Source organism: Mucilaginibacter sp. L196, from assembly GCF_009765905.1.
Lineage (GTDB): Bacteria > Bacteroidota > Bacteroidia > Sphingobacteriales > Sphingobacteriaceae > Mucilaginibacter.
This window is the reverse complement of record NZ_LMUO01000015.1, coordinates 759,598-772,947: the sequence shown is the minus strand read 5'-3', so window position 1 is coordinate 772,947 and position 13,350 is coordinate 759,598. Positions and strand designations below refer to the sequence as shown.

Genomic DNA, 13,350 nt, shown 5'->3' with positions numbered 1-13,350 from the left:
ATATTGAAAAAAGCCTTCCGAGATTCGGAAGGCTTTTTTGTTGCTTTATATTTGCATAAATCTTTTTGCTTCTGCTTATATTTGTATATGTACTTTTTCAGAAAAAAAGATCCTAACCGGCCTACCAGCTTTAACCTTAAAGTGATGCATATCATCAATGCCATCGCTATTACCGTTTTTGTGCTGGGTATCATCTGGAAACTTATCGATATGTTTATATTAAAGCATTAGTTGTCGTGCTAATCACTATCTATCTTACATCATAAATTTACTACACATACATGAAAACCGTAATCAATACCGTTAATGCCCCTGCTCCTATAGGCCCATACAACCAGGCTATTATTGCCGGCGATTTTATTTTTGTGTCAGGCCAGGTGGCTATTGACGCCGCTACCGGTGAATTGGTTTTGGATGATATTAAAACCGAAACAACCAAGGTAATGGAAAACATCAAGGCGATATTAACTGAGGCGGGTATCGGTTTCGGGCATATTGTTAAAACCACTATCTTTTTAACCGATATGCAGAATTTTGCACAGGTGAATGAAGTTTACGGCTCATACTTTACCGATAAATTCCCGGCACGCGAAACTGTGGCCGTGGCAGGTTTACCTAAGAATGTAAATGTGGAAATTTCTGTTACCGCGTTAAAATCCTGATATTTAGTTTAACCACCATAGCTAAACTGCTTTTTATTGAACCCTTTTCAAACACCCATTGAGTATTTAAAAGGCGTAGGCCTTTCCCGTGCGGGTGTTCTGAAAAAGGAATTAGGGCTGGCTACCTTTGAGGACCTGCTTAGGCATTTCCCGTATAAGTATATTGACCGTACCCGGTTTTATAAAATACGCGACATTGAGCCTGAATTGCCCTATGTACAGGTTATTGCCCGTATTACCAGTAAAGAACTTTTAGGCGATAAACGCACCAAGCGCCTAGTCATCCAGGCGCAGGACGATACTGGCGTGATGGAACTGGTATGGTTTCAGGGTATTAAGTGGATGGAGAAAACGCTGGTGCCTGGCAAAGCGTATGTGATATTTGGTAAGCCTGGCTTTTTTAACGGCAAAGCCCAAATGGCGCATCCGGAGATGGAACTTTACTCACCGGCTAATCTGGCACGTAATGGTAACTTAACTTTACAGCCTGCATATAGTTCTACCGAAAAGCTAAAGCAGTTTATGCTGGATAGCAAAGGCCTGCAAAAGCTGGTTGCTACGCTGCTGGACCAATGCGCTAAGGACATTCATGAGAATCTCCCCCAATATATTATCAATAAATATCGGTTAGTTGATAAAGCTACCGCATACCGCAACATCCATTTCCCGGGTGATGCCGCCGCGTTGAACGAAGCGCAGCATCGATTAAAGTTTGAAGAATTATTTTTGTTGCAACTACGGATGCTGAAAAGCAAGATGCATCGCACTTTAAAGTTTAAGGGGAATATATTCGGCACTGTTGGTAATATATTTAACGATTTTTATGAGCATAAGCTCCCCTTTCCGCTAACCAATGCGCAGAAACGGGTTTTAAAAGAGATTCGGCAGGACACCCAGCGCGGCGTACAGATGAACCGATTGCTGCAAGGCGATGTTGGCAGCGGCAAAACCGTGGTAGCTTTAATGAGCATGCTGATAGCCATTGACAACGGTTTCCAAACCTGTATTATGGCACCCACAGAAATTTTGGCTAATCAGCACTATCAAACTATTAAAGATTTAGTGGGCGATGATTTTATTGAGGTGGCCCTGCTTACCGGCTCAACCCCGCAAAAGGCACGAAAGGTTTTACACCAGCGGTTAGAAAGCGGTGAACTTAAAATACTGATCGGCACCCATGCCCTCATCGAAGATAAGGTACAATATAAGAACCTTGGCCTGGTGGTGATTGATGAGCAGCACCGCTTTGGTGTGGAACAACGCGCCAAACTGTGGCGAAAAAATGTTATTCCTCCCCATATTTTGGTAATGACGGCTACCCCTATACCCCGAACTTTAGCCATGACTTTATATGGCGATTTGGATATATCGGTAATTGATGAGTTACCCGTTGGGCGCAAGCCTATAAAAACAGTTCATTTTTATGAGAACCAGCGATTGCGGATGTTCGGTTTTATGAAACAGGAGATTGCCCTGGGCAGGCAGGTATATGTAGTATATCCACTGATTAAAGAAAGTGAGAAACTCGACCTGAAAAATCTCGAGGATGGCATTAATACAATGAGCCATGAGTTTCCGGTGCCGGATTATCAGCTTAGCATTGTTCACGGCAAATTGAAGGCCGCTGAGAAAGCTTACGAGATGAAGCGTTTTATTAAAGGTGAAACGCATATTATGGTGGCCACCACGGTAATTGAGGTGGGTGTTAACGTACCCAATGCCTCTGTGATGATCATCGAGAATGCTGAACGCTTCGGCCTGTCGCAGCTACACCAGCTAAGAGGCCGTGTAGGGCGCGGTGCCGAACAATCCTATTGCATACTCATGAGCAACCACAAACTAAGCCACGATGGCCGCAAAAGGCTCAATACGATGGTTAAAACCAACAATGGCTTCGAGATAGCGGAGATAGACCTAGAGTTGCGCGGCCCCGGCAATATTGAAGGTACCGAGCAAAGTGGCGTGCTTGATTTAAAGATGGCAAACCTGGCAACCGACCAGCAATTATTAATACAGGTACGCAAAATTGTGGAAGGTATTTTTGAGGCTGACCCACAACTGACGAATCCTGAGCACCAGATTTTGCATCTTTCGCTGCAATCAAAAGAGCAGGGTTTGAGTTGGGATAAAATATCCTAAATGTAATTTTACGGTGATAATATATATTCAATCGGCGCAAATTGCGGTATAAATAGTATTTTTACCCCACATCAACCCCAATAACATAGTGCCCGACCCACTCAGTCAACCCAAAAAAGATTCATTTGCAGCCTTACGATACAAGGATTTTCGCGCATACATTGGCATGCGCTTCTTTTTTACCTTCGCTTACCAAATGCAAACCGTTGTTATCGGTTTTTATATTTACCAGCTAACTAAAAGTGTATTTGCCCTGGGCATGCTTGGCCTCAGCGAAGCTATCCCGGCAGTAGGAATCGCTTTATATGGCGGCTACATCGCTGATAAATCTGAAAAAAGAAAAATGCTTTTGTGGATTTATACCGGCGTATTTTTATCCTCGGCGGTAATGTATATCGTTACGCTTAAAAGCATGGGGGCATATATACATGCAGGCTGGATAGTACCGATTATATACGGTATGATATTTTGCAATGGCGTAGCACGAGCTTTTTTTGGCCCGGCAACATTTACCATTTACGCCCATAGCATCCCCAAAGAACTTTACCCTAACGGTAGCACATGGAGCAGTTCGACCTGGCAAATAGCATCCATATTAGGCCCGGCAGCAGGTGGGTTAATTTATGGATTTGCCGGTATTACAGCAACGTTTTACGTTATCCTGTTTTTTATACTGGTAGCATTAATATTAGTTTACTTCCTGAAGCAATACCCGGCGGTTTTTAAACCGAAAGAAGATATTTGGACCAGCCTTGGCGAGGGTATAAATTTTGTTTTTAAAAACAAGATGATGTTGGGCGCGATGAGTCTGGACTTATTCTCGGTGTTTTTCGGCGGCGTTGTGGCTTTATTACCAGCTTTTGCCAACGTAGTATTAAAAGTAGGCCCCGAAGGCCTTGGGATTATGCGTGCGGTAGGTTCGGCAGGGGCCGTGTTGACCATGCTGGCCATGTCGAGGTTTTCACCCATGAACAGGCCCTGGCGTAACTTATTGATTGCTGTTACCGGCTTTGGCGCGTCTATTATTTGCTTCGGGCTGTCACGCAACTTTTATCTTTCTCTATTCTTCCTGTTTGTTGAGGGTGCATTTGATAGCGTAAGTGTAATTATTCGTGGCACCATTATGCAATTACTTACCCCCGACCAGATGCGGGGCAGGGTATCGGCAGTAAACTCCATGTTTATTGGTTCGTCAAATGAGCTCGGTGATTTTGAATCGGGCACTGCCGCAAGTATTATGGGTTTAATTCCTGCTGTGCTTTTTGGTGGGTGCGTTACGTTGACAGTGGTAACTGTTACCTACTTCAAAACTAAGAATTTGATACCGCTGGGACTAGAGGATATTAATAGGACTGAGACTGAAGATTAATTTATTTGTTGGTGACAACACCAACAAAGTGCATTGCTTAAATACAAACGTCATTGCGAGGAACGAAACAATCTCTATACTGTACAAATCAAATAACAAGACCTACTTATGTAGAGATTGCTTCGTTCCTCGCAATGACGCGCTTAAATAGAATAAGATAAACCTTATGCCTCCACAACATCCTTCTCACCTATCTGTTGCCTCCACATGGCGTAGTAAAGGCCTTTTTGGGCGAGCAGGTCGGTGTGTTTGCCGGATTCGATGATATTGCCTTTCTCCAGCACATAAACCCTGTCGGCGTGCATAATGGTTGATAAGCGGTGGGCGATCAATATCGTGATGTGATCACCAAATACAGATACATCCTTAATGGTTTCGGTGATCTCTTCTTCGGTTAATGAATCGAGTGAAGAGGTAGCCTCATCAAATACCAAAATATCAGGCCTGCGCAATAAAGCACGGGCAATGGATAAACGTTGCTTCTCACCACCTGATACTTTTACACCACCCTCACCTATCACGGTATCTAAACCACGGTCCGCACGGGCTAATAAGGTTTGACAAGCGGCTTTTTCAAGAGCTTGCATGCACTCAGCATCCGTAGCATTGGGGCGTACAAACAATAAGTTCTCACGTATAGTACCAGAGAATAATTGGGTATCCTGTGTTACAAAACCAATTTTTTCACGCAATTGGTCAAGATCAATATCCTTACTTAATACATTGTTGTATAAAATATCGCCCTCTAAAGGCTGATATAAACCTACCAGCAATTTCACCAAAGTAGTTTTACCCGAACCTGATGGGCCAACGAAAGCGATAGTTTCGCCGATGTTAGTTTCAAAGCTGATGTGGTTAAGCGCGTTGCGATTGGCAGTTAGGTGTTTAAAGCTTACGTTATCAAAAGCAAGTTTGTTAACAGTTTCTAACAATACCGGTTTTTCCGGCTTCTCATCAACCGGCGTATTCAAAATCTTTTCAAAATTACCTAAAGAAACTTCTGCTTCACGCCAGGCAACAATCACATTACCAAGTTCCTGTAAAGGGTTAAACAAAAAGAAAGAGTAGAACAATAAGCTGATGTATTGACCCGGAGTAATAGTTTGCCCGAAGATCAACAACAACAATACCACAACCATAGTACTCCTTACAAAGTTTACGGTTGTACCCTGCACAAAGCTCATGCTACGTACATACTTCACTTTTTTAAGCTCGAGACCTAATATTTTATAGGTGGTATTATTTAAGCGGTTAATTTCCTGCTTAACCAAACCTAAGCTTTTTACCAATTCAATATTTCTTAATGATTCGGTTGTTGAACCTGCCAAAGCGGTTGTTTCAGATAAAATGCTACGTTGAATTTTCTTGATACGGCGACTCAGCACCACGCTCACGAATGTGATAATTGGGATAGCGGCAACATATACCAATGTTACTTTATAGCTCACAAACAGCGAGTACACTATTACGAACGTCATCCCTGTAATACTCACAAATAATACTCCAATAAACGAAGTAATAAACGCTTCGCAATCTAAACGTACTTTTTGCAGGATGCCTAAAGTTTCGCCGCTGCGCTGATCTTCAAAAACCTGGTAAGGTAATTCAAGGGAGCGCTTTAAACCATCGGCATACATTTCTGCACCTGTTTTTTGTGTGATAATATTGGTAAAATAATCCTGAAAGTTTTTTGCTATACGAGATACCATCGCAACGCCAATAGCTAAACCTACCAGTTTAAGCGCCCTGGAAAGGTATACATGGTAATCCAGCTTATTATGTTGGTTGATCACGGTGTCGAAAATCCGGCCGGAGATATATGGATCAAGTAAAGAAAAACCGATGTTAATCGCTGCAAATAACAATGCGGAGGCTACTATCCAGCGGTGTTTTTTAAGATATGATAAGAGTATTTTCATGCTTGATGCAAAAATAAAAAAAGGGAATGGCTAAGTAGCTCATTCCCTTTAATTTGACATTAGGTTGGTATTTACACCGTCATAATATCTTTTTCCTTAGCTTCAGAATGCCGATCAACCTTGATAATATAGGCATCAGTCAATTTTTGAATCTCGGCTTCGCCAACTTTCATTTCATCTTCTGAAACACCTTCTGTTTTTAGTTTTCTTATTTTTTCGTTCGCATCCTTACGCAGGTTACGGATAGCGATCTTTCCTGTTTCGGCCTCGCCTTTAGCTCTTTTAACTAAATCACGGCGGCGTTCCTCTGTTAATGGCGGAACATTTAAGCGGATAATGATACCATCGTTCTGAGGGTTTAAACCCAGGTTGGCTTCCATTATCGCTTTTTCAATTGGGCCTAACATATTTTTTTCCCATGGCTGTACCACAATGGTACGGGCATCTGGCGTGTTTACGTTACCAATCTGGCTTAATGGCGTAGCGGTACCGTAATAATCAACATACACATCATCCAGCATAGCAGGGCTTGCTTTACCGGCACGTATTTTTTGCAATTCGTTTTCGCAATGGTCAATGGCTTTGTCCATTAAAGCCTTTGTTTCAGTCACCTGTTTTTTAATGAGTTCGCTCATCGATATAGATTTTTGACAAAAATAGTAAAAAGTATGATTTTAGGGTTATCTAATCTCAACTCTACAAAGCGTATAAATAGAAAATTGTTTTGGGGGAGTTCGCAGGGTTCTCTTAGAGAGCCCTGCGGGGACGAAAATTGCACTTAAATTAACGTGAGTTATGTGTAGTGGGTGTCACCCTGAGCGTAGTCGAAGGGTTGGCGCAGAGGCCCGCCCACATACTTCGACTACGCTCACTATGACACCCTTCTTGATCTTCCAAATTCAAGATTTAGTTTTTAAAACTTCGTAAATCTCAAAATCTATCATCATTACTTCGTTCCTCGGAATGACAAATTGGTGAGCATATAGTTTACCTCTGCGCGGTCAATTCATCTACCGGGTATCCCATTTCTTTACATTTTTCAACCAATTCATCGTGCAGCTTTTTATCCATTGATGGCTTGCGGCTCATGATGAACAGAAATTTATGATCAGGGTTACCTACTACCATATAGGAGTAATCATCGGCAAGGTCTATCACCCAATAATCAATTTTAAAAGGCCAAATGAACTGGGCCTTCAGTTCGCCATTTTTTTGGGGAAATAGTTTGGAGTTGTAGGTATGAATATCTTCATCAGTACCTTTTTTTGCACAGGTAAGTACGTTATAATAACCATCGCTGTTTAGCGTGTAAGTAGCCGTGGTTTCGCGCGTGCCTTTATCAAACATGGTTGGTATGGAGTATAATGAATACCATTTACCAGCGAAACGTTTAACATCCAGTTTTTCAACAGGCTTATTTGGCAAGCCTGCCGACATGCTAAACAATACAAAAAGGGCGATACAAAGCGATTTCATACGGGTTGTTTGTTAATTATTTTACGTAATTAACCCACATGTAGTTTTTTGGCAGAATGAAAATTATTTATTTGAATATCGAGGCTTCAGCCTCAAAGGTGTTTTATTAGCATGGCGCTAAGGCCATCCTTGGAAATTGTTTAAAATGGTTCAATCTTATTTTCATACAAACACAAAACGTCATTGCGAGGTACGAAGTAATCTCTAAACTATACATAGCAGACTTACTTATGTAGAGATTGCTTCGTACCTCGCAATGACGATAGTTTTATCGCTATTAAGCAGCTTCTTATAGTAACTAGGCTATCTATTTTACTAAAGTACCGATTGGTTCGCCTTTAGCTATTTTCATAAAATTACCTTCCTTATTCATATCAAAAACTATGATAGGCAAGTTGTTTTCCTGACAAAGGGTAATGGCGGTCATATCCATTACGTTCAAACCTTTGTCATACACTTCCTGGAAAGAAATTTCATCATAACGCGTTGCAGATGGATCTTTCTCCGGATCGGCAGAATAGATACCATCAACACGGGTACCTTTTAATACTACATCGGCCTTTATTTCGATAGCGCGAAGGGAAGCAGCGGTATCGGTAGTAAAATAAGGATTACCTGTACCTGCTCCAAAAATTACAATTTTACCAACTTCTAAATGATGCATCGCGCGACGGCGGATGTAAGGCTCGCAGATCTGTTCCATTTTGATGGCCGATTGCAGGCGGGTCTCTACTCCGATGCTTTCCAATGCATTTTGAAGGGCCATGCAATTGATAACGGTTGCCAGCATTCCCATATAATCAGCTTGGGCACGCTCCATACCTGATTTTTCGGCACTAAGGCCTCTGAAAATATTACCGCCTCCTACAACAATCGCAATTTCGATACCTTCATCAAAAACACTTTTAATATCTTTTGCATATTGCAATACCTGGTTGTTATCAATACCGTATTGCCTGTCACCCATAAGGGATTCGCCGCTAAGTTTTAGTAGGATTCTTTTATATCGCATGAGGAGAGTTTGTCAAAATTATAGAAATAAATCTAATGTTAAAATTATATATCTACTTTGTTAAGTAGTCGCCTTTAAACACAGTTGCCTGCACTTCAAAGGCTGCATTAAAAACAATCAGGTCGGCATCATAACCGGCTGCTATTTTTCCTTTTGTTGGTAACGATGCCAACTGAGCAGGGTATAATGAAGCCATATTGATAGCCTCTGCCAAAGTTATGCCAACATGCTCCACACCGTTTTGCACTGCTTTAAGCATAGTTAAACATGACCCTGATAAAGTTCCGTCGGGCATGCTATAACGATCGCCGGAAAACACATGTTGATACGTTCCTTCAGTGGCTGTGGTAACAGCATCAGTAATAAAAAACAGCTTATCACCTAACTCGCGTTTAGCTAAACGAACCATCGTGAAATCAACATGAACACCATCATTTACGATACTGGTGTATGGCTTTTCTTCGAAGATGGCGGGTATATAGCCCGGCTCGCGGTGATGCATTGGTGGCATCGCATTAAATAAATGCGTTACCGCTTTTACAGGATTATTTAGAAATGTTTTGCCTTGCTGATAAGTAGCGTTACTATGTCCGGATGATAAAATCACACCATGATCGTTCAGGTAATCAACCACCTCCTGATCTTGCAATTCCGGGGCGATGGTCATCATTTTGATCACACCGTCGGCGCTTTCAATCCATCGGCGCACCAAGTCCATTGTACCTTTTTTGATGTATTTCTCAGGATGCGCACCACGTTTTACGGAATTCAGGAACGGGCCTTCCAAGTGTAAACCTAAAAAGTTGCCTTTGGCTGTTTCGCGGTAAGCTTTGGCTGCCGCGATGCCTTGTTCCACTATATCATCGCTGTTGGTAGCAATGCAAGCAAAAAATCCTACTGTGCCTTGACCTAGCAGGTCTTCCTCCATCCTTTCCAATGCCGACACTTCGGGTTTACCGCCAAACAACTTGCCGCCACTGCCATAAATTTGCAGGTCGATCAATCCCGGGGCAACATTTGCACCGTTCAGGTCAATTTTATTAAAATCTTGTGGAATAGCAGAATCATCAATAACATCGATGATCTTTTCGCCATCAATTAAAATGGCCTTGCCGCTGGTGATCACACCATCGGAGATGAGTTGGAGATTGTGGAGGGCAGTGGTCATAAAAAATATCTTTTTTATTTGTCATTCTTCGCTCCGCTCAGAATGACAATTTGTTAAGAATAACCATTTGGAAAACAATATTGCAAAAAAAATCCCCCTCGTTAATAAACGAGGGGGATAATATATTTAAGCTCCTAAAGCTACCCGCTTAAAGGCGGTTACTGTTAGTCCCTTATCAACGGTGCTTAAAAACTGAGCAACGTTTTTAGATGGGTCCTTTACAAACTCCTGGTTTAGTAAAGTTGAGTCTTTGTAGAATTTGTTAAGCTTACCTGCAGCGATTTTTTCAACCATTTCTTCAGGTTTGCCTTCAGCGCGGATCTGATCTTTAGCGATCTCTAATTCACGCTCGATAACTGTAGCATCAACACCGTCTTTATCTAAAGCAACAGGGTTCATAGCTGCAATTTGCATCGCAACATCTTTACCTGCTTCTTCAACACCGGCAGCGTTAGCGCTAAGTGCAACTAATACACCTAAACGGAAATTACCGTGGATGTAAGCAACAACTTTTTCGCCTTCGATAACTTCGTATTTAGATACACCGATTTTTTCGCCGATTGTACCTGTACGGCTGATAATTGCTTCAGCAATGGTACCACGGTTAGTTTCGGTATCAATTTGTAACTGGCTCAATGCTTCGATAGAAGCAGGGTTGTTTTGTACCGCTTCATTTGCGATCGCGTTAGCAAAAGCAATAAATTCAGCATTTTTAGCCACGAAATCAGTTTCGCAGTTTAACTCGATGATCACACCACGTTTGCCATCTGCAGATGTACGTGCGATAACAACACCTTCGTTTGACTCCCTGTCCTGACGGCTGGCAGCAACTTTAGCACCTTTTTTTCTTAAAAAATCAATAGCAGCTTCAAAATCGCCATTGGTTTCAGTTAAAGCTTTTTTGCAATCCATCATGCCTGCACCAGTTTGTTGGCGCAATTTGTTCACATCAGCTGCAGATATTTGTACTGTTGACATTGTTTTTTATTTTAAAGTTGAAAGTGAAAAGTTGAAAGTCGAAAGCCATAAGAATTAACTTATCGCTTTCAACCTTCAACTTTAAACTAAATTTTATTATTCGTTCTCAGCTGGCTCGGTACCGGTTTCGGCAGCAGCTTCTGCTACTTCAGCAGTTGTTGCTTTAGTACGGCTTCTTTTGCCACCTTCGTTTGCTGATCTATCTGGCGTTACTGACTCAGGAGCATCTGCTTTAGCTTTCGCGGCGGCTGCTTCTTTTTCAGCTTCGTCATCTTTCTCACGTTTACGTTCTTCCAAACCTTCTTCGATAGCTTTGATGATGATACCGGTGATCAATGAAATTGATTTGGTAGCGTCGTCATTCGCAGGGATAGGGAAATCGATGTTTGAAGGATCAGAGTTAGTATCAACCATCGCGAAGGTTGGGATATTTAACTTTAATGCTTCAGATACCGCGATGTGTTCTTTTTTAACGTCGATCAGGAACAATGCAGCAGGTAAACGGTTAAGATCCGATATACCACCTAACAAAGTTTCTAATTTGATACGCTCACGCTGTATCATCAGTCTTTCTTTTTTAGAAAGGTTGCTGTAAGTACCATCTTTAGTCAATTTATCAATGTTTGACATCTTTTTGATTGACTTACGTACAGTTGCAAAGTTAGTTAACATACCACCTAACCATCTTTCGGTGATGAAAGGCATGTTTACATTTTTCGCATATTCAGCTACGATATCTTTCGCTTGTTTCTTTGTAGCTACGAATAATACTTTACGGCCTGATTTTACAATTTGTTTTATAGCTGCAGCAGCTTCTTCAACCTTAGTTAAGGTTTTATTTAAATCGATAATGTGAATACCGTTACGCTCCATGAAAATGTATTGTGACATTTTCGGATCCCATTTACGGGTAAGGTGACCAAAGTGTACACCAGCGTCCAGTAATTCGTCGTATGTTGTTCTTGCCATTTTGTTGTCCTCCTTTGTTGATTAGCGTTTACTGAATTGGAATTTCTTACGTGCTTTTTTGCGACCTGGTTTTTTACGCTCAACCATACGGTCATCACGTGTCATTATACCTTTAGCTCGTAGTGAAGGTTTCTTTTCAGGATCTAGTTCAACAATGGCTTTCGCGATAGCTAAACGAACGGCCTCAGCCTGTCCTTTTACACCACCACCTGCAACATTTACTTTAACATCAAACAAACCAGTTGAACCAGAAACTTCTGTTGACTGTGTAACGATGTATTGTAAAGGCAATGTAGGGAAATACTGTTTGTAATCTTTACCGTTTACGATAATTGCTCCGCTTCCATCTGTTAGGTAGATGCGTGCAACTGCTGTTTTTCTTCTGCCCGAAGTGTTAGTTGTTGTTGGCATTTCTTTTCTCCTTTAAAAATTAAATGGTTGTTGGGTTTTGTGCTGCATGAGGATGCTCGGCGCCTGCATATACATGCAAATTGCCAAACAATGCTTTGCCCAAACGACTTTTAGGTAACATACCACGAACCGCTTTTTCAATTACGCGTGTTGGATGTTTTGCCATTAACTCCTTAGGAGAAATGAATCGCTGACCTCCTGGATATCCAGTGTAAGAAACATACTGCTTTTCGCTGAATTTGTTTCCGGTCAGTTTAACCTTGTCTGCGTTGATAACTATTACATTATCACCACAGTCTACGTTTGGGGTAAAATCTGGCTTGGTTTTTCCTCTGATGATCATTGCGATCTTAGTGGACAAGCGCCCCAAAATCTCGCCTTGTGCGTCAACAACAACCCATTGCTTGTTAACGGTTTTTTTGTTGGCTGAGACAGTTTTGTAACTTAACGTATTCACTTGCTTTAAATTAAATTAATTAAACGTTTATTATACCCCGCATTTTCGGGACTGCAAAGATAGATGTTTTTGTGTGATTTACAAATGGATTTTAGGTTTTTTATTAAGGTGCGGGAGTTTGGAGCGAAGAGCGGATGGATTGGCGGAAATAAACTTACGAAGTTTTTAAAACTTCGTAAGTTTTCTGATGGTTGTCTGAACCTTGATTTGCTTGATTTACGGATTCTCCTGATTTTGGTTGGCAGGTAGAATCAGGGGAATCTTTTAATCCGCTAAATCATGGTTCAGACTATTTTACCGTTTACTATTTGACAAGATCGTCGTTATAGCTTGCAAAGTTCATTTGCACATATCCGTCATCATCAAATTGAAAAACCTGAACACCGTAAGTTTTATATGATCTAGCTTCAGTATCCTTCCATTCGTACTCAAACCTTACAGCCATACGGCCTTTGAGTGCTCCCCATAAATCCAGTTTCAATTTAAATTGCAGGTTTTTCTGCCACTTAGCAATCAGAAACTGTTTGATCTCTTCACGGCCATTTAAAAATGCTGTTCCAAAACGCATCTCAGCATCTTCGGTATAATTCACGATCACTTTTTCGGGATCAAGGCTATTCCAATCGTTCTCAATCAACTGCAGTTTCTCAGCCGCGGTTTCCATATCCCATGGAGGCAGCGGGTATCGTTTTTCGTTTTTCATGATACAAATGTGAGGTTATGCCTGCTGAAACAACATGGATAAATCCTATATTAACATGGATATTTAGGACAAAGAATATCTTAACCG

Annotated in this window: 14 protein-coding genes; 4 read left to right on the top strand and 10 right to left on the bottom strand. The window is 41.4% G+C overall.

Annotation, left to right across the window (positions count from 1 at the left end; translation table 11 throughout):
• Window positions 1-87 precede the first annotated feature (87 nt).
• The 4 genes from GSQ74_RS22620 to GSQ74_RS14305 all read left to right on the top strand — a co-directional run bounded on the left by GSQ74_RS22620 (window position 88) and on the right by GSQ74_RS14305 (window position 4,170).
• Window positions 88-231: a DUF6728 family protein gene (locus tag GSQ74_RS22620; protein ID WP_174236931.1), complete on the top strand. Its 144-nt coding sequence runs from the start codon at window positions 88-90 to the stop codon at window positions 229-231.
• A 50-nt stretch (window positions 232-281) separates the two neighbouring features.
• Window positions 282-662 (top strand): RidA family protein, encoded by a 381-nt coding sequence (locus GSQ74_RS14315; RefSeq protein WP_158994405.1) that lies wholly within the window; start codon window positions 282-284, stop codon window positions 660-662.
• A 36-nt stretch (window positions 663-698) separates the two neighbouring features.
• Window positions 699-2,801, top strand: a complete 2,103-nt coding sequence (gene recG / locus GSQ74_RS14310) for an ATP-dependent DNA helicase RecG (protein WP_158994403.1) — start codon at window positions 699-701, stop codon at window positions 2,799-2,801.
• 88 nt (window positions 2,802-2,889) lie between these two features.
• On the top strand, window positions 2,890-4,170 hold the full coding sequence (locus GSQ74_RS14305; RefSeq protein ID WP_254060891.1) for an MFS transporter: 1,281 nt from the start codon (window positions 2,890-2,892) through the stop codon (window positions 4,168-4,170).
• Between the two features lie 164 nt (window positions 4,171-4,334).
• Here GSQ74_RS14305 and GSQ74_RS14300 read toward each other — a convergent pair whose 3' ends face one another.
• The 10 genes from GSQ74_RS14300 to GSQ74_RS14255 form a co-directional block, all read right to left on the bottom strand.
• On the bottom strand, window positions 4,335-6,089 hold the full coding sequence (locus GSQ74_RS14300) for an ABC transporter ATP-binding protein (protein ID WP_158994401.1): 1,755 nt from the start codon (window positions 6,087-6,089) through the stop codon (window positions 4,335-4,337).
• A gap of 71 nt (window positions 6,090-6,160) precedes the next feature.
• A complete protein-coding gene (gene frr / locus GSQ74_RS14295; protein WP_158994399.1) occupies window positions 6,161-6,724 on the bottom strand; it encodes a ribosome recycling factor in 564 nt (187 codons plus the stop codon).
• Between the two features lie 352 nt (window positions 6,725-7,076).
• Entirely contained in the window at window positions 7,077-7,565 is a 489-nt protein-coding gene (locus tag GSQ74_RS14290) for a lipocalin family protein (protein WP_158994397.1), read from the bottom strand.
• Between the two features lie 307 nt (window positions 7,566-7,872).
• Complete coding sequence (gene pyrH, locus GSQ74_RS14285) at window positions 7,873-8,577, bottom strand: UMP kinase (protein ID WP_158994395.1); 705 nt, start codon at window positions 8,575-8,577, stop codon at window positions 7,873-7,875.
• Window positions 8,578-8,629: 52 nt separating this feature from the next.
• A complete protein-coding gene (gene nagA, locus GSQ74_RS14280; protein ID WP_158994393.1) occupies window positions 8,630-9,745 on the bottom strand; it encodes an N-acetylglucosamine-6-phosphate deacetylase in 1,116 nt (371 codons plus the stop codon).
• Window positions 9,746-9,871: 126 nt separating this feature from the next.
• Window positions 9,872-10,723 carry a translation elongation factor Ts gene (tsf, locus tag GSQ74_RS14275; RefSeq protein ID WP_158994391.1) on the bottom strand — a complete coding sequence of 284 codons (852 nt, stop codon included), beginning with the start codon at window positions 10,721-10,723 and terminating at the stop codon, window positions 9,872-9,874.
• Window positions 10,724-10,819: 96 nt separating this feature from the next.
• Entirely contained in the window at window positions 10,820-11,692 is an 873-nt protein-coding gene (gene rpsB, locus GSQ74_RS14270) for a 30S ribosomal protein S2 (protein WP_158994389.1), read from the bottom strand.
• A gap of 21 nt (window positions 11,693-11,713) precedes the next feature.
• Entirely contained in the window at window positions 11,714-12,103 is a 390-nt protein-coding gene (rpsI, locus tag GSQ74_RS14265; RefSeq protein WP_158994387.1) for a 30S ribosomal protein S9, read from the bottom strand.
• 19 nt (window positions 12,104-12,122) lie between these two features.
• Window positions 12,123-12,560 carry a 50S ribosomal protein L13 gene (gene rplM, locus GSQ74_RS14260; protein WP_158994385.1) on the bottom strand — a complete coding sequence of 146 codons (438 nt, stop codon included), beginning with the start codon at window positions 12,558-12,560 and terminating at the stop codon, window positions 12,123-12,125.
• 304 nt (window positions 12,561-12,864) lie between these two features.
• The gene (locus GSQ74_RS14255) at window positions 12,865-13,263 is read right to left on the bottom strand and encodes a DUF1348 family protein (protein WP_158994383.1); all 399 of its coding nucleotides are present in this window, start codon (window positions 13,261-13,263) and stop codon (window positions 12,865-12,867) included.
• Window positions 13,264-13,350: the final 87 nt, after the last annotated feature.

Bases quoted from the DNA above. Each gene is read 5' to 3' on its own strand.
- rpsB (WP_158994389.1), bottom strand. From the start codon at position 11,692: ATGGCAAGAACAACATACGACGAATTACTGGACGCTGGTGTACACTTT.
- frr (WP_158994399.1), bottom strand. From the start codon at position 6,724: ATGAGCGAACTCATTAAAAAACAGGTGACTGAAACAAAGGCTTTAATG.
- GSQ74_RS22620 (WP_174236931.1), top strand. From the start codon at position 88: ATGTACTTTTTCAGAAAAAAAGATCCTAACCGGCCTACCAGCTTTAAC.
- GSQ74_RS14300 (WP_158994401.1), bottom strand. From the start codon at position 6,089: ATGAAAATACTCTTATCATATCTTAAAAAACACCGCTGGATAGTAGCC.
- GSQ74_RS14255 (WP_158994383.1), bottom strand. From the start codon at position 13,263: ATGAAAAACGAAAAACGATACCCGCTGCCTCCATGGGATATGGAAACC.
- GSQ74_RS14315 (WP_158994405.1), top strand. From the start codon at position 282: ATGAAAACCGTAATCAATACCGTTAATGCCCCTGCTCCTATAGGCCCA.
- rpsI (WP_158994387.1), bottom strand. From the start codon at position 12,103: ATGCCAACAACAACTAACACTTCGGGCAGAAGAAAAACAGCAGTTGCA.
- GSQ74_RS14290 (WP_158994397.1), bottom strand. From the start codon at position 7,565: ATGAAATCGCTTTGTATCGCCCTTTTTGTATTGTTTAGCATGTCGGCA.
- pyrH (WP_158994395.1), bottom strand. From the start codon at position 8,577: ATGCGATATAAAAGAATCCTACTAAAACTTAGCGGCGAATCCCTTATG.
- tsf (WP_158994391.1), bottom strand. From the start codon at position 10,723: ATGTCAACAGTACAAATATCTGCAGCTGATGTGAACAAATTGCGCCAA.
- nagA (WP_158994393.1), bottom strand. From the start codon at position 9,745: ATGACCACTGCCCTCCACAATCTCCAACTCATCTCCGATGGTGTGATC.